Here is a 20,017-nt window from a genome sequence, read left to right as displayed (position 1 = left end):
GAGAGCCCTACTCATTTACACTTTCTTCCCAATATACTGCATCGGGTCCTTTGGAGTTCCATTTATATGAATCTCAAAATGCAAATGCGGCCCCGTCGAATTCCCATCGCTCCCCATACTTGCTATGCGCTGGCCTTTTTTCACCTGATCTCCTACTTTCACCAGAATATCGCCAGCATACATATGCGCATACAGAGAAGAAAGCCCATTCCCATGATCAATGACCAAATAATGTCCATACCCACCAGGATCTGATTTTACGGATGTAACTTTTCCGTCTAGCACACTATAAACAGGAGTTCCTTTTCGGTTCGCAATATCAATCCCTTTATGCGATCTCCCCCAACGTGGGCCAAATCGGGATGTTACCGTTCCTTCACACGGCCAGATCATCCCCACCGATGTATGAGTCTCACTCATCTCCGTCGAAGGACTTGTTGAACCCGCCTCTTTGGTTGGTTTGGCTTCATTTGAAGTAATCTTCCAAACTTCTTGTTCATAAGCCTTCGCTTGATTCTCTACTCTTTCGATAAAAGCCCAATTGGATTGAATGGAGTAGGCCGCACAGGTCAGCGAACCTCGATTCGGAGTATGCATTGCTAGCTCTTTCATACACTTATTGGAGTCACCCGCTTGATCCATCTTAACGCGTGCTTCTTTTAAACGGTTAGCTAACTCTTCAATCTCCTTTTTTTGAGCCTCTTCCTTAGATAAGGTTCCCTTTCCTCCATACTCCTTATACAATCCAGGAACTTTTTTTACATAGTTTTGTGTTTCTTTGAAGGGAGGAACTCCTTTATGCTTTTCCACATTTCCCTCTCCTGCATTATAAGCGGCTAACGCTAACTCCAGATTCCCATTGTACTTTGTTAATAGCCGGGAGATCATCTCCGTTCCCGCCATCACATTGGAAAGGGGATCTAGACAAGTCGTATCAGGATCAAGGCTAAATGCTTTACAGTTTACCGGCATTAGCTGCATAAGACCACGCGCTCCAGCGGATGATTTTGCTTTCGGATTCCAATTACTCTCCTGCTGGATAATAGCACGAATGAGCGCTGGATCTACTGAAAACTTTTGAGCTGCTGATCCGATCTCCATCTCAAATTTACTTACTCGTGGAAGCATCACTTCTTTCGTCTTAGGAAGATTTTGATCTAAGGCAGCTAAATATGCCCAAGGAAGCTGATGTCGATCGGCGATTTCTTTATATAAAAGCATTAAAGCAGGATCGATTCCAAATGATCGGGCCGTTTCTGTTTCTTTTAATCGAGCGATAACCGAATAAATAGTAACGCTTGTAATCGTTATGAAAGTGATGAAAGGAATTACGATGAGTGAGCAAATGATGATCCATTTCCATGATGGTTTCTTGATCAAGGCGATTCGTCGATGGATACTACTTTCCATATTCCTTCCACCTTTCTCACCTGAATCTGAACGATGCCTTCTACTTTCTCACCCCGAAGCACACCTGCAACCAAAAAGCTCCAATGATCTGTATCCAACGGACGAATCGATACCACCTTGATTTTCTTCCAAGACACAGGCTCGAGTGGCAAGTCTAAATTTCCATGCATCGATTGGTAAACAGGCGTTGTGACCCATTGTGAGAGCTTCTGTAGGCGTTCTTCATTTGACTTCATCGGTTGATGAAGAATCGAAAAAACCTGGCCTGCTACTTTCCCAGCTTCTTTCTGCACGTTGTGATCTTGACTCAGATCAATCACAACATCTAGCTCAAATGGAGAATCGATCAGAAGCTTGGATGCTTCCTTGGATTGTTCTTTTAAAGGAGCGGAGCTAGGGGTTTGTTGGTTTAACCACCAACCTCTCACCATGGCCACGAGACTGATTAAAACGATCAGAGCAGTTAGTATCAAGACAAAAGGAGCCCTGTTTGAAGCTCCTTTTTGTCGCTTACTCTTTGTCCCGTGCTCATTCATCTATATGCCTCTGTGGAGGTGCCTCAGATAAAGAATCTTGCTTGCGAATGGCCTGTTTCTTTTTCCACTGCTTAATTCGAGCTCCCATGCTGGAGCTTTTTCGAGCACTCCTTAAAGCGATAACAGAAGTCCCTTCACTAGTCATGACAGGAAGATTAATCTTCTCTTCCCTCGTACCACGATTCCAATGGGCTCGTACATTTTTCCAAAGAGTGATCCAATTCGGCTGTGAAATCTCAATTCCAACTAAGCTTTGAAGTTGTACTTGGATTTCTTTCATGATCTTCCAAACAGCTAAAAAGCTAGCTAAAACCAAAACATTGCGCATCAAAAAGGTGACTAGGTAAGAAAATTCACCATCATCCGTTATGGGAATTCCTTGGATGACAATAAACAAGGTAATCGCGATTCCCAAAAGGGCGGCAAATAAAACTCTCATAAAGAGTGCATATAAGATCTGCCACAACCATCTAGTCACATCGCGTAAGCTTCTTCCCGGGATAGTAGAAAACACAACAGGCACCAACAACAACAGCACCCTACCAATCGCCAAGAAAAACCAGTGGAGAAGCTTCCAACTAAATAAGAATAATAAAATGGCAAAACTGATACCCACTAACAAGATAAAAAAGCTATACCCGAAGCGCTTCATAACCCCTGCGCTCGTCACCATTTTAAATTCCTCAGACTGGGCAATTCCCTTTTCAACATCTACATATTTCGTACCTGTTTGTTGATTGGTATCTTCGTTATAGCCTGTAAACCATTCTTTCCGTTTTGAATCAACATCTCCGCCATAACTAAACAGTTGACCAATATTCTTCTGACCAGCTTCTACTGATCCAAACTGAAGGACAAGATATGGTTTATAGTAAAACTCAGCCCATAGGGCAGAGGAGACTTTTTGAATCGCCTCTTTTTTTGTTTTTTCTACTTGCTCCTTTGTGGGCTTTGAAGCGCTTTTGTCTTTCTCTGGAGTGAGAGACAAGAAGCCAGCTAATGTATAATCACTCGCTTTGCCTGTAATATTACTTACCTGCGATACAACTGCTGGAATCTGAGTAAAAAAGTAAGAAGCACACGTCAAAATAAGTAGGTTCCGAAAGAGTAATGACACTCCTTCTTGATTACGACGACGAAGAAACTTCCATAACGCTACTAAGACCACGAGACCCACTAACCACGGGAAGAGCCCTCCCCATAAGAAAGAGTCAGATTTGCCCAATACATCCTTCATCGAACCCGTCATATTCGTCATAAGCTCTAAACGATAGCTAAACGTTAGTATGTAGATAACGGCATAGATGAAGATTGTATATCCGTACCAGACTAAATTAAGAAAAAAAGTGAATCCCTGTTGGAACCCTTCTTGAAACAAGCTACTTGTATCATTAGCACTTACTTTTTTCCCTATGTAGTCAAATTTGAAATACGTGGACGGACATTCTGCAAATTCACCCGTAGGTTCTTTACAAGCATTGGGAACATTCGTCGAAGGGGTTGGTGTCGATATTGATGAATCTGGAGTCGTTTGGGTTGCTGGGCTTGTTGGAGTTGCCGGGGTCGCGGGACTTGTTGGAGTCGTTGAACTCGCTGGAGTTGCTGGACTGGCCCCCCCTGAAGAAGGACTTGGAGGATTCTTAGACTCCGTAGCCGGCTTGTCCGTCTGTGCAAAACCATAACCTACATCCAAAAAAGAAACTGCAAATAACATCAAAATCGGGAGAAGTAAGAGGATTCCCAAACCTACGAACTTTCTTTTTTGCTTCACTGGATCACCTCTCAGATACTTCTAACTATCTTATTCATCTTAAATACTATGATTAAAATAGGAAACATAAACATTGTACAAATTGGAGATATTTTTACAATATCACTAAAGAAATGGAAACAAAAGAGTCAAAAATGAGAAAATAAAAAAACACTGCCCGAAAACAGTGTTTTATCGCCACTCTTCCCTATTCATTACAATGTGATCTTTTATATAAATCCTTATTCACTCCAGCCAAAAACCGACTTACTTCGCCTAGGCTACATAGGTACAGCTCATGCATAGCCCTAGTACAAGCTGTATAAAAAAGCTTCCTCTCCTCGTCCCGATGATAGCATCGATCGGAAGCATCATACAGAATCACAGCATCAAACTCAATCCCTTTTGATAAATAAGTGGGAATGATAATGATCCCTTGTGCAAAGGATAGCGTAGCTTTCTTAATCAAGGAGACTGGAATTTCATCTTGAAGCTTCTCAAATACTTGTTCACATTCTTGGTGATCTTTACAAATAATCGCAATGGACTTATGTCCTCGTTCCTGAAGTTCCGTAATCCATTGGTAAATCTGTTGATGATGCTCTTGTTCATCCGAAACCTGCGTTAAAGTAGGCAGTCTACCAGGTCGATCAAATGGCTCGATCTTCTCCCCACCGTTTAACAATTGCTGGGTAAACTCCCCAATCTGCTTCGTCGAACGATAACTCTTCGTTAAAACGAATTTCTCAATATGTTCCCCTTCAAATAAGGCACTGATCGGCTCAAAGCCTACTCCATCCTCTGTATGTGCGTAGATGGATTGATTCAGGTCTCCTAGAATCGTCATCTTGCTCCGCGGAAATAGTCGGCGTAGAAAGGCATATTGGAACAGAGAATAGTCTTGCGATTCATCAATAAAGACATGACGAATCTTCGTGTTGATTTGGAAGCCTTGGAGAAGCGCTTTAAAATAAACATATGGAGTCGCATCTTCATAAGGCAAGGTTTTACTATCTAATCGTTCCACTGTCTGTTCCGCAATATCCTGGAACTTCGAACTGAGCTCTCGCTTGGTAAATAGTTGTCGATATGTCCCTAATGCATCAACAAAAGTAAAGTTCTCAATTCCTTTTCGGAGTGGCTTGGTCAAATCCCGTAGCAACAACTGGGCAAGTAATGTACGCTCCCGATCAAAGTCATCAAACGTAGAGTCAGTAAAGCCTTTTTCCTTCTGCAAGCGTTGGTGCACCCGATAGTACGCCTCGTTATCGAGTAATTCAATCTCTTCATCCACCCAATCTGCTTTACGCTCACTCACTTCAAACTGGCGCAACTGCTTTTGAAGCCACTCCGCAGTCAATTTCAATCGATTGGGAATCGGCAACTTCCGCTCATAAGCATAAAAATGCTTTTCTATATCCGACTTCGATACTATGATTTGATCTCGGAACGCTAGGTCCTGGAACTGCAAATCTTTTTGACCCAGTTGCTCCATATATTGCTCCATAAGCTCTAAAAATGACATACTCGCTTTCCAGCGAATCCCCGCCATCCGGGTTTGGTAGCCAGCTTGATTCGTTTGCGATAATGTGTACTCCATTAAGCTAAACGGATCCTCCACCTCCAAGTCCCCTCCAACTTGGTGCTCTAAATACTCTTGGAATGTGGTTTGTTGCATGTTTTCTTCTCCCAAATCAGGTAACACCGTTGCAATGTAACTATTAAACATCGCATTGGGAGAGAAGAGTAGAATTTGGTCCGCACTCAAAGTATCTCGATGCCGATACAGTAAATAGGCGACTCGTTGTAGGGCCGCAGACGTTTTCCCACTGCCCGCCGCACCTTGGACAATGAGAAGCTTACTTTTTTCATCTCGAATAATCTGGTTTTGCTCACGTTGGATCGTTCCCACAATGCTTTTCATTTGCGAATCCGAATTTCGACCTAACACTTCTTGAAGCAATTCGTCCCCAATCGTAACCCCTGTATCAAACATACTTTGGATTTGTCCACGACGAATCAAAAATTGCCTTTTCAGCTCCATATCGCCTGAAATCCGTCCATCTAAAGTCTGATAACCAGCCGGACCCGGCGTATAATCATAGTACATGCTGGAAATCGGAGCTCGCCAATCGTAGATGAGGAATTCATCGATTTCATCATCATAGAAAGAAGCGATCCCGATATAGATTGCCTCTGTCTCTTGCGTCACGCCACCTTCTGTTTCGCGAAAATCAATTCGTCCAAAATAGGGATTATCCTGAAGGCGACGAAGAATTTTCCCCTGTTTATGCATGAGACGATGAGATCTCTCCCGCTCAGACAAAACCTCTGCTTGCTGTTTCATACTAGCCGCCGTTTCAATCGCATCGTCCGGTCCCTCAAAGTTAACGGAAACATCTTCCCAAAATCGATTTCGAATATCCACAATCTCTGAGCGCACTCCGCCAGCCTCTTCACTTAGAGATTGATCCTTCTTTCTCACTTTCTCTGTCACTCGTTCTACTCTATCTTGCTCTTGATTCCATTCAGGATGATTCTTCTTCATAACATCCCTCCAAAAAAAGTTTGTGATAAACAGTTGACAACTCCATTTTTAACTGATAAGATATAATAGAGTAAAACCATAGTAAAATGATTAATCCAATTTATTGGCATTTCTCATTTTACTATGGTTTTAGTTGTGAATCAAGATTTATATTTAGCACAAAGAGTCCTGCCCTTCATCATCAGGCAGGACTCTTTGCGTATGGATTGTCGGGTCTTTAGCTAATCGAAGGTGCTACTTAGGAATTAAGCAGAGTACGCACGTGCATTTCGTTTGACATTATGAAACGCGAACGGACGAAAGTTCAGATGCAGATCCCCCTAACAACGACAACATGTCAATCATTTCTTGGAAAAATGTGTGTCGATTCTTTCCCTGAACAATCTGATTTACTAACTCCCCATCCTTAATAAAGACAACACGATGACAATAACTCGCAGCTAGTGCATCATGGGTAACGAGCATCGTAGTCGTTTGATCCGTTCGATTGATTTCCGCCATCATTTCCATCACGTTACGCGCTGATTTCGAATCTAAGTTTCCTGTTGGTTCATCCGCAAGTAGTAATGAAGGTGAATGGATAATGGCACGAGCGATGGCTACGCGTTGACGTTGGCCTCCCGATACCTCATATATTCTCTTCTTCAATATATCGGTAATAGAGAGCTTCTCCGCTACCTCTTCTAACTTCCGATTCATCTCCCGAAACCCATTGGTATCTAAGGTAAGCGGCAGAACAATATTCTCACCGATCGTTAACGTATCGAGCAAATTATAGTCTTGGAAGACAAAACCTAACTCCCGACGACGAAAAACAGCCAGATCATTTTTCTTTAAACGAAAGGGTTGTTTTCCATTAATATATACCTCTCCTGATGTTGGAGCATCAATGGTGGAGACCATATTAAGCAAAGTTGTCTTCCCGCTTCCCGACGGTCCCATAATCCCAACAAACTCGCCTTTTTCCACCGTGAGATTCATATTTGATAACGCTTCATATATGACTTTTCCAGTATAAACTTTGGTTAGGCCGTCCACTTTTAGCATATCCATTGCTACGCCTCTCTTCCTACTACATAATGGATTACTTTAGCAAATGGATTCAGGTGAATCTAACGTTTTAGCTTACTCTATCTTACAATTTTGTAATATTTCTTTTAAAAACAAAAAAATGGGATCCATCTAGTTGCGGATATCGCAATTTGTATGGGAAATGGCTGAGAGTCAGTTGACTAATACGAAGTATTAAGCACTTATTGTTATTGTAAATTTCGATCCTGGCACGCCGGCAAATACGATCGTCCCACTCTTAGGCAGAGCCACTTTGTTATTGCCGCTGACGATGGAATAATGGAGGGGATACTCTCCCTTTTCATCATATACTGCAAAAGAGCCTTGCTGTGGAAGCTTGACCGTCATTAATTTGCCTTCAGTCCCTGACGGGATGGTGAACCATTGGGCATGTCCATTCGCCGGAACTGTCACCCTGAACTGAGTCTCCACACCGATCCGTTTTACATACATTTCGCTTACAAGTATCTGCTCGTTTAGCCTCAAATATTCGATACCGTTTTCCATGTAGAATTGGGCTTCGATCGTATCCCTACCTGATAACCCTGGGATCTGGATCTGACTCACCGCCGTATTCGGACCCGTAATCTTTTTATCCTGCCAATAGCCTCGAAGACCATCTGTTAGGCTAATCTGGATGGACAGGTTCCCAAAAAAATAAGATTCGGACGTGTATTTTTCATTCACGATATAGTACTTAGCGTGTTCTCGCTTTGCCCAATATTGGATCGTCTCCTCAGGGAGCACGTTCTCTTCCAATTTCTCCGCTTCATATCCTGAAAAAGCTAACTGTCCAAACCCTGGCAATGATTCATAACTTCTTTTCCACAAATACGTGCGTCCGTTCCTCTCGGTAACGAAGCTAATCTTGGAGGTTCCTCCCTCATTGATAAAGCTTCCATCCGAAGTATACCAATACTTCGTCTCCACATCCGCTGGAATAGACAGCCCTCCATCTTTATTGATCTCTATCCGGAATTGCCGATCATTGCTGGCGTAATATCCTGCTTGCTTCAATACGTCTTGAGGTATCTGGGTCTTTATGGGCTTGCCGAATGATTTGTTTGACTTGATACTCTCGATTTCTCCCTTCTCCTTAAGTGTTTGTAGCAGCAATTCACTTGCCAGCAGTTGATTCGTTACACTATTACCGCCGGATGATAACACAGCAGTTGCCACCTTTTTCTCAGGCAACACGATCAAAGAAGCAGCATATAATGACAAGTCCCCACCCTTGCTCAAGCCCTTTATTCCATAATCATGGAATGGGTACATCTTCACACTGTCCCAACCCAGACCGTAATTACTACAATCATCAACGTCTTCCGGCCAAATGCCTCTCTTGTATTCCTCCTGCTCCATCGCCTGAATCGATTTTTTAGAAAGAATATAGTTGGCTTGTCCCATAAATATTTGCGAGAATCGCACCATATCTTCTGCCGTGGAAAAAATCCCTCCTGAGGCGATCGCATTCACAAAACTATTGGGAAGCTGTCTTGGATATTCCGGAACATGTAAATCAGGAAACTTTTTTCCTTTCAAATCGTCCTGTGGCGTCTTTGTATCACTCATCTGCAAATATTCTGTAAAATAAAGATGTATAAACGAAGTAAAGCTCATGCAGCTGACTCTCTCAACAAGAATCTCAGCCAGTGTAAAGCTACTATTGCTGTACACCGAGAATGCTCCGGGGTCCGCCTTCAGGGTCTGCTCAGATAATATCTGCAGAAATGTATCATGGGCATACGTATCATTGTCTCCGAACAAAGTTTCATTCGTAGATCCAGTACCTCGTAGACCGGAGGAGTGATTCAATAGCATGCGCGGAGTAATGTACTTATATCGTCCGTCCTTCATCTTGAAATCGGTTACATACTGGACGACGGGGGTATTGAGATCGATTTTCCCTTCATCTACCAATCTCATGACGGCAGCGGAACCAAATACTTTGCTGACTGAGGCGATACCGTACAATGTATCATGGGTCACTGGCTGATCGAGCTTACCAATCTGTCCAGACAATGTGATGTTTCCATTGTCAATCAGCGCATACTGTACACTAGATGTTTCAGTGGAATCGAGTAGCAATCGAGCCTTCTCAGCAGCCATTTTTCCTAATATATGTTTGTTCACTATTTTTCCCCCTTCTCGTTCTGGTTGATCAATAGAACTTACTTTGGATGTACAGAAAATCGCTCCCTGTACCTCTATACTATTCAAGCAGATCATTTTCAACTATCGAGGTCGATTACATGAACATTACTTATTTGTAAGGTTGATTACATAGTAGTAAGCCTATGAGTAGTAATGGAACCAAAATTGGGAATAAGCATTACTGACAATAAAGTACTCAAGGATAGAGGAAAAGCGAAAAAAGAAGTTCCTTTCAAAAGCTTACTATACCTTTTTTGGGGGGTTGGGCAAAAACACCTGATATGTTTATAATACTTACAGGAAGGTAGGTGCAATTGCTTTTGAAAATCCTTGATACAGAACGTCTCATCCTTCGCTTTCAAACCACCGAGGATGCCGAATTTATCCTAGAACTTGTGAATGATCCCTCTTGGTTGAAATTTATAGGTGACCGAGGAGTTCGAACCATCGAAGACGCAAAGAATGATATATTAAACGGACCGATTCAAATGTATAAGAAGAAACTTGGTTTAGGATTTCTGTTAGTAGAGCGTAAAGAGGATCAAGCCCCTATCGGGATTTGTGGTCTCATTAAAAGAGAGTCCCTAGAAGATATCGATATCGGATTTGCCTTTCTCCCCCAGTATCGAGGAAAAGGATATGCCTATGAAGCTGCCGCAAGCGTAATGGCATATGGAAAAGATACATTAGGGCTAAGTCGCATCGTAGCAATCACTAGACAAGAAAATCATCATTCTATTAAACTCCTAGAAAAGTTGGGGTTGCAGTTTGAACAATTGATTCAACTGCCCAATAATCCGGAAGAAATCGTTCTATTAGCATGGAACAGACAATAAATATAACAAGCTCCCTCTATAGTTAAAAAATAAATAAATGAATGTAAGTTTACACAGCATGACGATCACTCGTTCACTTTAGAACGGGTGTTTTTTAATTGGTCCAACCCTTTCTTAAGAGATATTTTTATATAAAACCCCAACTATCTGTACGTACAGATAGTTGGGGTTGAGAAAGAATCCATTATTTTTGGATACCATCTGTTCAATCAATCGTTAATGGGATTGACTGTTGATAGGATCGCTTATTAAATTGCGTCTGGAGAATTAATTCATATGTTCCCTTTGGAATCTTTTTGTTATGGATATCGACTCCATTCCATCGAAACTGTTGATAGCCTCTTGGCGCATGATTTTTTTCCATTAAAATAGCCGAAATGGGCTGATTATCAGCCGTTTGACCTTTAATCGAAATCGTTAACTTTTCAGCAGAAAAGGGAGTATAGTACTCTACTACATACGGAAGATTCTTCGTGGACATTTCATACTCTCCGTATATCGTCCCAAAAGAATAATCTTTCGGATCTACTACTGCTAGATAAGGAATACTTATTTGCTTTTTCCCTTGCACGAGAGAAATCGTCCCGACATGCTTGCTAATCGGTAGAGAAGTGTCCACTTTAAATTTCACTGGAACGGTCACTGTGTCATGGGCAGGAATCGTAATAGAGTCAGGTATTTGAATTTCGGCTTTTCCTTCCAACAACTGATTTTTGGCAACGAAGGTTTGGCTATGATTCGATACATTTTTGATTTTCAATGATTGTGTAATAGTCTGAATACCCGTATTAGAATTCAAAAATCCAAAGCTCAAATTATTCGTTAAGGGTAGTATCTCTGCTTTCAAAGCTTCTGTGATATCAATTTGCCCTGACCCTTGAACGAATGGACTTGCAAACTGATTATTTCGATCCTTAACCAGCTTTGCGGTACTAGCGAGGGCTCCTCGTATCTCAGATGGGGACCAGTCAGGATGTGCTTGCTTCAATAATGCGGCTGCACCGGCTACATAGGGAGAAGCCATACTTGTTCCCGATATCGTTTCATACCCTTTGTCCGGACCATCGGCCATATCCATTGGGAATGTACTTTTAATTTTTGTTCCTGGGGCAGCGAAATCCGGTTTAATCTGCCAAGACCCTACGGTAGGACCACTCGAACTATTCGAGGCGATTCGTTCTTCCTTATCCTCCAAGACCGTAATTACTTTCTGCTCCTTACCCGCTTTCTCTAATAATTGGACTTCTTTTTCCCTAGTAAAAAAATCTTCAGGCACTTTATTGTCTGTAGTGGCTCTTTTACTACTTAGGCCCGCGTCTTGTTTCTTTTGTTCCTGGCTTCCACTTGTCGTTAAAAGGATTGCCGCGACACTCTTCTTTCTAAGATCTGGTAATAATTGGGATTGGTGCTTGTCATCTATGTTAGCTACTACCATCTTATCTGCTAGATCTTGCTTTTGGATGGTATCTAACGTAAGAGTGGATAAATGGATCGTAGGGTACTTACCTGGTTTTGGATTTGAAGAATCACTATCCAGCCCGAACTCGATATCTTGTGATCCACCGGGAACACTCATCATCGTCCGACTTATTCCCTTTTGTTTCACATTTCCTACGGTAATCGCCTCAGGTGTACTAGCCAAGCTGGTGATCATCCACGGATCCGATCCAGCATTTCCAGCTGCTGTTACAACGGTGATATTCTTATCGATCGCTTTTTGAATGGCTTTATTGATGGGTGTATCGGTTCCATAGTAAGGAATCCCCAACGATATGTTGATCACTTCTGCACCATCCGTGATGGCTCGATCAATCGCTCTGACTATTTCGTTGGTACCACCTTTCGATCCATCCCATGCACGATACACGAGTAGCGAAGCTTCTGGAGCGACTCCTTTTATTTTCCCATTTGCGGCAATGATACCCGCTACATGGGTCCCGTGTCCCGCCGTATCCTCTGGATTATCATCGTTGTCAACGAAATCATATCCTCCTAGATAATTCTTCCTTAAATCTGGATGATCCTTATCGATTCCAGAGTCAATTACCGCTACTTTTACTCCCTTTCCCGTAAACTCTTGGGGCGTATCTTGGATTTTGGCATGACTATAAGAGCTTATACAAGTTATAGCCATCGTTAAGCTAAGAGATGCAACGATGCTTTTTTTCATCTTTCTACAATCCTCTCCACTATGATTTTAAATCCATCTTAGCAGTCAGGATCTTCTAAACAATTGAATTAGCTTACAGAAACCTTACAATTATTTAAGCTTTCTCATACAGGGGTCATAGTATAAAAAAGAGCCTTATCCTCATCTAGATAAGACTCTCTTGGTTTCACTATTTCACTTTTTCATAGATATAGAAAGTACAATCATATGCGTTTTTATCATCTTTCGCATGATGCTTTCGAGAGACTTCTTCCCACTCCCCGGGCAGATCAGGTAAATAGGTATCCCCTTCAAACTCATGCTCAATCACCGTAATATAAGCTCTTGAAAGATACGGGGCAAATAGTCGATAGATTTGCTCTCCACCAAACACAAATGCAGGCTTATCGAATGAGATGTTCATCGCCTCTTCAAATGTCATCACTTCACAGTCAGGAATGACAAGGTCTTTCTCCCTTGACAGGATGATGTTTCGACGATTAGGCAGAGCTCGTCCGATGGAGTCGTATGTTTTTCTTCCCATGAGGACGGGATGCCCAGTGGTTAATTCTTTGACATTGCGTAAGTCAATCGGCATCGTTCTGCCCCAAGGCATTCCTCCGTCATTTCCAATGACTCCGTTTAAACTTCTAGCAGCAATTAGATAAAACATTATTCAGCCACCTCCAACCTCAATGTTGGACCATGCTGGTAATCGATTAATTGGAAGTCATCGATGGTAAAGTCATAGAAATTCTTGATTTCTGGGTTTAACCATAGCGTAGGTGCCGGATACTCCGGAAGGGAAAGCTGTTCCTCTGCTGATTCGATATGGCGGTCGTACAAATGAGCATCGTCGATATGGAAATGTATATTTCCGATCTCGATTCCGGTCACTTGAGCCACCATCCGTTGGAGGACATAATATTGGAAGTAGTTAAAGGGTCCGCCTACTAAAATATCATTGCTCCGAATCTTAACAGAGAGATGTAATTTACTGCCTTTTACCATCCAATGCGTAGACCACACACACGGTTGCAACGCCATATCATCTAGGTCTTGGATATCCCATAACGTGGTCATAATCCGCCGAGAACTAGGGTTATGGCGCAGCGTATGTAACAAGTAATCCACTTGGTCCACGAGAGTGCCGTTCACCTCACGACATTTTTTTCCCAATTGATAGCCATACGCCTTCCCAATCGTTCCATCTTCCCGCTTCCACTTCGACCAGATCCCTACCCCTTGTTTTTCGAGATTGTCAACGTTGTTGTCCTTATCTCTCCAAATCCAGAGGAGTTCACGAATCGCCGTTTTCCACGCTACCTTTTTCGTTGTAAGAATCGGGACTTCCTGATTCTCAAAGAGGAGACTCGGATTCATGACACTTTTGCTGTAGGCTGATTCTCCATCATCCCACTTAGTCCTTACGTCTTGATCCGTATCCCATAGGCCGTTATCGAGAATATCTTGAACGAGTTGATTGTAAATTTGATCTGCTTGACTCAATGTAAAACGTCCTTTCACTCTAGGTCGGGGTTGTTGATTGGCTGTTTATTAAGTTATTAGGTATCGAGGGCAGAAGAGTCTGTTCGATTACGGCGATGTTAGCGATCCTACTTAGCGTAGCAATCCATAGTGTAGGGCGCTTTTGGTGCAATATGTTTGAGCGTTCTTTGCGAGTTTTGCACCTGCCCTAGCGAAGGTTGGCGAAGCGGGCATCCCTACTTCCTCGCAGGATCGGTATTGAGCAGTGATCGAACCGACTCGCCCGCCCCCCCCCGATTATCGTTAATCAACAAACTCGCCCCTTTTCTACCACTATCATACTCCCTGACAGGTATAGAAAAAAGGGCGAGCTTATCTGTTAACTATTTCCTCTTATTCATTCGTAAGAGCCAAGAACTCTTCCACATCAGCCGCTACTAAATCAAGAGCATCTTGCCAGAAGTCCGGCTTCGTGAGGTCAACTCCGAGATGGCGAGAAGCTAATTCTTCTACGCTCATGCTAGCGGTATCTTTCAATAGGGAGTCGTATTTATCAGCAAAAGATGGACCTTCTGCTAGTGCACGGGCATAGATTCCGGTAGAGAATAGGTAACCGAATGTATATGGGAAGTTATAGAAAGGTACATCAGTTCCGTAGAAATGAAGTTTAGAAGCCCAGAAAGTTGGATTATACTCACCGAGTAGATTGATAAAAGCATCTTTCTGTGCTTGCTCCATTAATTCGTTTAGGGAATCTTTGCTTACGGGACCGTTTTTACGAGCCGCGTAGAACTTCGTTTCAAACAAGAAGCGTGCATGGATATTCATACAAAACGCGATAGCCGATTGGATTTTCTCCGCTAAGAGGGCTACTTTTTCCTCTTTATCGGTCGCTTTGGTGATCGCTGCATCGATGACGATCATTTCGGCAAAGGTCGAAGCCGTCTCCGCTACATTCATCGCGTATCGTTGCGCTAACATAGGCAAGTCTTTCATCACATATGTATGATATCCGTGACCTAATTCATGAGCCAATGTGGACACACATCCAGGCGTCCCAGCAAATGTCATAAAAATACGAGATTCACCTTTATTATTTTCTGGGAAGTCGGTCATGAAGCCACCTGGGCGTTTTCCAGGACGATCTTCTGCCTCGATCCAGCGATCCTCAAAGTTCATCTTTGCAAACTCAGCCATTTGAGGGTTAAATTGCTGGAACTGCTCGGTAATAAACGTAGCCGCTTCATCAAAGCTTACTTTGCTACTACCAGCTGGTAGAGGTGCGTCTACATCGTACCAACTTAACTTGTCCACGCCAATTATCTTCGCCTTGCGTTCAAAGAACGGGGTCAAACGATGCTTGTTTTGACTAATGGTTTCCCACATGGTAGTAAGGGTTTCTTCTGACATACGATTCATCTCGAGTGGTTCTTTTAAGATACTATCCCATTTACGGTGTTTGTATAGAGCAAGACGATATCCAGCTAGATTGTTTAAAGCGAGAGCGATCAATTCGGATTCATTCGTCCATGCCGCTTCCCATCTCTCGAAAACGTCTTTGCGAACTTCACGATCTGGACTTTGGAAGCGTGTAAACATCTGCCCGACAGATAGCTTCTTCTCTTCTCCATCTTCTTCAAATGGAATTTCCATACGGCCTACAACCGAGCTATACACATCGCTCCATGCATGATAGCCACTTACACTCAAGTCGCCTACCAATTCTTCCATCGCCGGATTCAATTTATCTAGAGAAGCTTTGCGCTTTTCTGCCAAGTTAAATGCGATTCTTTCGATCTTGGCATCGCTGATCAAAGCGGTAAAGCTTTCATCAGACAGCTTGGCTAGCCCTGCTTCTAAAACAGTGGAAGCGGCCAATAAATCAGCATGAATCGCTTGAACGTGACCTCCCAAGTTTTTAGCTTTATCATCTTTTACATTGGCAGAAGTTAAACAGTCAACGAATGAATATGCTTGTAAGGTTGAACTCATCAGCTTTTGATAACGAGCTAATAGATCGTGCCAAACCTCTACTCCTGCGTCTTCTTTCATCGATTCCAATTCTTTTTTTAATGCTGGAATTTCGCTTTTTAATTGTTCCAATAGTTCCGCAAATGCAGACGAAGAACTACCACCTTCAAAAAACACATCCAAATCCCAATTCATTTCATATTTTTGAGTCATGAATAAAATAACCCCCACCCGAATATTTTTGATATAGAAACATCTTAAACCCATTGTAAACCTTTCATAGGGAAAGTGCACTATCTATGCCTAATATGTTGACATCTATTTAAAAACTACATATACTAAAAAGGCAAAGTTTTCCCAAAATTAAAAACCGAATATTCTTATCCAGAGCGGCGGAGGGACTGGCCCGATGATGCCCGGCAACCAATTGAATGCTTACGATTTGATCCAACTTGTTGATAAGCCTTATTTATCGACAACTCGATCAGAGCAGTAAGCTTTGATAAGGTGCTAATTCCTGCAGAGAAATTCTCTGAGAGATGAGATCCCAGGATGTTGCTTACTCAACGCCTTTCATCGATCAGAGATGAGAGGCGTTTTATGATGCGATCGATTCCAGAGAGGAGCTAACGATGGTGAAAAGTGAACGACCTACTTTATCCGAACAGTTACAGCACAAAATTTTGATTCTAGATGGTGCGATGGGCACGGTACTACAACAAGCTAATTTGACCGCAGAAGATTTTGGAGGAGAGAGTTACGACGGGTGTAACGAAATGTTAAACCTGACCCGTCCTGATCTGATTCATTGGGTACATGATTCCTATTTTGAAGCGGGAGCAGACATAGTCGAGACCAATACATTTGGTGCTACCTCAGTCGTTCTAGCTGAATATGATTTACAAGATAAAACAGACGAGATTAATCGAGAAGCCGTACGGGTTGCTGTGGAGGCACGAGATAAATGGTCCACGCCAGAGTGGCCTCGCTATGTAGCTGGCGCGATTGGACCCACGACGAAAACATTATCTGTTACAGGAGGCATTACCTTTCAAGAGCTGGCTGACTCCTATTATGAACAAGCAAAAGTATTGATCGAAGCAGGGGTCGACACCCTTTTGATCGAGACCTCACAAGATACTTGCAACGTAAAAGCGGCCGGAATCGGTGTACGACGTGCCTTTGCGGAATTAGGAAAAGAGATCCCGATCATGATTTCAGGCACCATTGAACCAATGGGAACCACACTAGCAGGGCAAAACATCGAAGCGTTTACCCTTTCACTAGAGCATCTGAAACCTCTTTCGATTGGGTTAAACTGTGCGACGGGACCGGAGTTTATGAAAGATCATTTGCGCACATTATCTGCTTTGACTACCAGTTCTGTAAGCTGTTACCCTAATGCCGGCTTGCCCGATGAAGAAGGACGCTATCTCGAAACGCCCCTCTCCCTTGCTCAGAAGTTAGAAGATTTTGCAGATGCGGGTTGGTTAAATATTGTTGGCGGATGCTGTGGAACGACACCTGATCACATTAGAGCGATCGCCGAGAAGATGAAAGGAAAGAAACCAAGGGTCCTCTCTCCACCACACGGACCTGCTATTTCCGGCATTGATCCAGTATTTCTGGAAGCGGATAATCGCCCCTTACTCGTAGGCGAGCGAACCAATTCCATCGGCTCTCGAAAATTTAAACGGTTAATCACCGAGGAGAAATTTGATGAGGCATCCGACATCGCACGCCGTCAAGTAAAAGCAGGCGCCCACGTCATCGATATCTGCCTCGCTGACCCTGATCGCGACGAAACATCCGATATGGAACAATTTTTGCCCTTTGTAACCAAGAAGGTGAAAACGCCCCTCATGGTTGACTCTACCAGTTTTGAAGTAATGAGTCGGGCACTTACGTTTATCCAAGGAAAGTCGATTTTAAATTCGATCAACCTAGAAGACGGCGAAACCCGTTTCCGAGAAACGATACCGTTGATCAAAAACTTTGGAGCGGCTGTTGTCGTCGGAACGATTGATGAAAAAGGAATGGGCGTAACGAGAGAGCGCAAATTGGAAGTAGCAAAGCGGTCCTATCAGATTTTAGTGGATCAAGAAGGGATACTGGGTCAAGATATCATTTTTGATCCGCTCGTCTTCCCTGTCGGAACGGGAGATGAACAATATATCGGCTCTGCACTTGAAACAATCGAAGGGATCCGCTTGATTAAAAAGGAACTCCCCGAATGCGCCACGATCTTAGGGGTCTCCAACGTTTCCTTTGGTCTTCCGCCTGCAGGCCGCGAGGTGCTAAATGCTGTGTTCCTCTATGAATGTACCAAAGCGGGCTTAGACTATGCCATCGTAAACACGGAAAAATTAGAGCGATATGCCTCCATCCCTGATCATGAGAAAAAACTAGCAGAAGAGCTTTTACTCCGTACAAATCACGATAATTACGAGGCTGTACTCGCCGAGTTTACTGCTTATTATCGTGGGAAAGTGCTTACGGATAAAAAGCCGAGTATGGAACAGCTACCTCTAGAAGAACGACTAGCTCGCTACGTCATTGAAGGAAGTAAAGATGGACTCCTTCCCGATCTAGAACTCGCTTTAGCCCAATGGGAGCCATTAGAAATTATCAACGGACCTCTTATGGCTGGTATGGATGAAGTAGGGAGATTATTTAACGACAATCAATTAATCGTCGCAGAAGTATTGCAAAGCGCAGAAGTGATGAAGGCATCTGTCGCCTTTCTAGAGCCTTTTATGGATCGAACGGATTCTGTTAGGAAAGGAAAGATCATCCTCGCTACGGTAAAAGGCGATGTTCATGACATTGGGAAAAACCTCGTGGAGATCATCCTAGCCAATAATGGCTTTGAAATCATTAATTTAGGAATCAAAGTCCCGCCTGATCAAATCATCGAAGCTGCCCGTCGCGAAAAACCAGATGCGATTGGACTATCTGGCTTACTGGTCAAATCAGCTCAACAGATGGTGACAACCGCGCAGGATCTCAAAGATGCGGGTATCGATATCCCGATTCTAGTAGGCGGAGCGGCTCTCACTCGTAAATTTACCGAAACGCGAATTGCTCCTCAGTATCAAGGTTTGGTTCTCTACTCAAAAGATGCGATGAACGGATTGGATCTCTGTAATCAACTCGTTAATCCCACTGGGCGAGATCAGCTAGAGCAACAGAAGCAAAAACAAGAAAGCGAACAAAAAACAGAGCAAAAACCTACTTCCGCACCCATTGTTTCGACACCTGTAAGAAGTACAGTTGATCCGCGTCCAGAATTGTTTTCCCCTCCCGATTGGGAACGCCATATCTATCGCGAGCTTCCGCTTTCCGAATTACGACTTTATCTGAACGAACAAATGCTATTTGGACATCACTTGGGTCTAAAAGGAAATGTAGAAAAGCTACTGGCAGAAGGCAACGAAAAAGCGGTGGAATTGAAAACCATTTGGGAAGAATTGTGGACGGAAATCGTGAAGAACAACTGGCTCCAGCCAAAAGGCGTGTACCAATTCTTCCCTGTCCAGAGTAAAGAGAACCAAGTCTTCCTATATGAAACCAATCAGTTAAACTCGCAGGTTAAAGAACAGTTTCTCTTCCCTAGACAGACAAAAGACCCTCATCTATGCCTATCCGATTTCGTCCGTGATGTCTCTACGGGTGAAATGGACTCTATGGCCGCATTTGCAGTCACGGCTGGCTTAGGCGTAAGACAGCTCGCTCAGGAGTGGAAAGAGCAAGGCGAATACCTTCGCTCCCACCTGTTGCAAGCAACCGCTTTAGAGATCGCGGAAGCATGTGCCGAACGAATCCATGAGATGATTCGCGCCAGATGGGGATTCCCAGATCCAGTCGATTTTACGATGAAACAACGCTTTGGAGCACGTTATCGTGGTATTCGTGTTTCGTTTGGCTACCCTGCGTGTCCAGATTTAGAAGATCAACAAAAATTATTTACTTTACTGCAACCGGAGGAACTCGGACTACAGCTAACGGAGGGATTTATGATGGAACCCGAAGCATCCGTCACAGCTATCGTCTTCTCCCATCCACAAGCTCGTTACTTTAATGCAATCTAGACAGGAGGAAATC

General features: G+C 43.2%; 12 protein-coding genes and 1 riboswitch. Of the genes, 2 read left to right on the top strand and 10 right to left on the bottom strand.

What is annotated here, in order from left to right:
• Nucleotides 1-15 precede the first annotated feature (15 nt).
• The 6 genes from J2Z48_RS15740 to J2Z48_RS06810 form a co-directional block, all read right to left on the bottom strand.
• Nucleotides 16-1,410 carry a peptidoglycan DD-metalloendopeptidase family protein gene (locus J2Z48_RS15740; RefSeq protein ID WP_370872897.1) on the bottom strand — a complete coding sequence of 465 codons (1,395 nt, stop codon included), beginning with the start codon at nt 1,408-1,410 and terminating at the stop codon, nt 16-18.
• Nucleotides 1,377-1,946, bottom strand: a complete 570-nt coding sequence (locus J2Z48_RS06830; protein WP_307252100.1) for a hypothetical protein — start codon at nt 1,944-1,946, stop codon at nt 1,377-1,379. The genes J2Z48_RS15740 and J2Z48_RS06830 overlap by 34 nt, the downstream gene beginning before the upstream one ends.
• A complete protein-coding gene (locus J2Z48_RS06825; protein ID WP_307252098.1) occupies nt 1,939-3,717 on the bottom strand; it encodes a hypothetical protein in 1,779 nt (592 codons plus the stop codon). Before J2Z48_RS06825 ends, J2Z48_RS06830 begins: the two co-directional genes overlap by 8 nt.
• A 187-nt stretch (nt 3,718-3,904) precedes the next feature.
• Nucleotides 3,905-6,244, bottom strand: coding sequence for an RNA polymerase recycling motor HelD (gene helD / locus J2Z48_RS06820; RefSeq protein WP_307252095.1), 2,340 nt, complete (start codon nt 6,242-6,244; stop codon nt 3,905-3,907).
• 279 nt (nt 6,245-6,523) lie between these two features.
• Nucleotides 6,524-7,297, bottom strand: coding sequence for an ABC transporter ATP-binding protein (locus tag J2Z48_RS06815; RefSeq protein WP_307252092.1), 774 nt, complete (start codon nt 7,295-7,297; stop codon nt 6,524-6,526).
• Nucleotides 7,298-7,489: 192 nt separating this feature from the next.
• Nucleotides 7,490-9,544, bottom strand: a complete 2,055-nt coding sequence (locus J2Z48_RS06810) for a serine hydrolase domain-containing protein (protein WP_370872896.1) — start codon at nt 9,542-9,544, stop codon at nt 7,490-7,492.
• 245 nt (nt 9,545-9,789) lie between these two features.
• On the opposite strand from J2Z48_RS06810, the gene J2Z48_RS06805 reads away from it, so the two are divergent.
• On the top strand, nt 9,790-10,305 hold the full coding sequence (locus J2Z48_RS06805; protein ID WP_307252089.1) for a GNAT family N-acetyltransferase: 516 nt from the start codon (nt 9,790-9,792) through the stop codon (nt 10,303-10,305).
• A gap of 205 nt (nt 10,306-10,510) precedes the next feature.
• Here the strand turns inward: J2Z48_RS06805 and J2Z48_RS06800 are convergent, their stop codons facing one another.
• The 4 genes from J2Z48_RS06800 to J2Z48_RS06785 form a co-directional block, all read right to left on the bottom strand.
• Nucleotides 10,511-12,475: a S8 family serine peptidase gene (locus J2Z48_RS06800; protein ID WP_307252084.1), complete on the bottom strand. Its 1,965-nt coding sequence runs from the start codon at nt 12,473-12,475 to the stop codon at nt 10,511-10,513.
• A 169-nt stretch (nt 12,476-12,644) separates the two neighbouring features.
• The gene (locus tag J2Z48_RS06795; protein ID WP_307252081.1) at nt 12,645-13,127 is read right to left on the bottom strand and encodes a dihydrofolate reductase; all 483 of its coding nucleotides are present in this window, start codon (nt 13,125-13,127) and stop codon (nt 12,645-12,647) included.
• Complete coding sequence (thyA, locus tag J2Z48_RS06790; RefSeq protein ID WP_307252079.1) at nt 13,127-13,963, bottom strand: thymidylate synthase; 837 nt, start codon at nt 13,961-13,963, stop codon at nt 13,127-13,129. The genes J2Z48_RS06795 and thyA overlap by 1 nt, the downstream gene beginning before the upstream one ends.
• Before the next feature lie 372 nt (nt 13,964-14,335).
• On the bottom strand, nt 14,336-16,126 hold the full coding sequence (locus J2Z48_RS06785) for a M3 family oligoendopeptidase (protein WP_307252077.1): 1,791 nt from the start codon (nt 16,124-16,126) through the stop codon (nt 14,336-14,338).
• Between the two features lie 164 nt (nt 16,127-16,290).
• Nucleotides 16,291-16,459: riboswitch (SAM riboswitch) on the top strand.
• Nucleotides 16,460-16,545: 86 nt separating this feature from the next.
• Here J2Z48_RS06785 and metH point away from each other — a divergent pair.
• Complete coding sequence (gene metH, locus J2Z48_RS06780) at nt 16,546-20,004, top strand: methionine synthase (protein WP_307252074.1); 3,459 nt, start codon at nt 16,546-16,548, stop codon at nt 20,002-20,004.
• Nucleotides 20,005-20,017: the final 13 nt, after the last annotated feature.

The organism is Croceifilum oryzae, from assembly GCF_030814315.1.
Taxonomy (GTDB): Bacteria; Bacillota; Bacilli; order Thermoactinomycetales; family Thermoactinomycetaceae; genus Baia; species Baia oryzae.
Note: the sequence above shows the minus strand (reverse complement) of the source record. Positions and strands in the feature narration are given on the sequence as shown.

Excerpts from the sequence above, each read along its gene's own strand:
- J2Z48_RS15740 (WP_370872897.1), bottom strand. The coding sequence starts at position 1,410 with ATGGAAAGTAGTATCCATCGACGAATCGCCTTGATCAAGAAACCATCA.
- J2Z48_RS06830 (WP_307252100.1), bottom strand. The coding sequence starts at position 1,946 with ATGAATGAGCACGGGACAAAGAGTAAGCGACAAAAAGGAGCTTCAAAC.
- J2Z48_RS06795 (WP_307252081.1), bottom strand. The coding sequence starts at position 13,127 with ATGTTTTATCTAATTGCTGCTAGAAGTTTAAACGGAGTCATTGGAAAT.
- J2Z48_RS06785 (WP_307252077.1), bottom strand. The coding sequence starts at position 16,126 with ATGACTCAAAAATATGAAATGAATTGGGATTTGGATGTGTTTTTTGAA.
- J2Z48_RS06800 (WP_307252084.1), bottom strand. The coding sequence starts at position 12,475 with ATGAAAAAAAGCATCGTTGCATCTCTTAGCTTAACGATGGCTATAACT.
- J2Z48_RS06815 (WP_307252092.1), bottom strand. The coding sequence starts at position 7,297 with ATGGATATGCTAAAAGTGGACGGCCTAACCAAAGTTTATACTGGAAAA.
- J2Z48_RS06810 (WP_370872896.1), bottom strand. The coding sequence starts at position 9,544 with ATGATCTGCTTGAATAGTATAGAGGTACAGGGAGCGATTTTCTGTACA.
- metH (WP_307252074.1), top strand. The coding sequence starts at position 16,546 with ATGGTGAAAAGTGAACGACCTACTTTATCCGAACAGTTACAGCACAAA.
- helD (WP_307252095.1), bottom strand. The coding sequence starts at position 6,244 with ATGAAGAAGAATCATCCTGAATGGAATCAAGAGCAAGATAGAGTAGAA.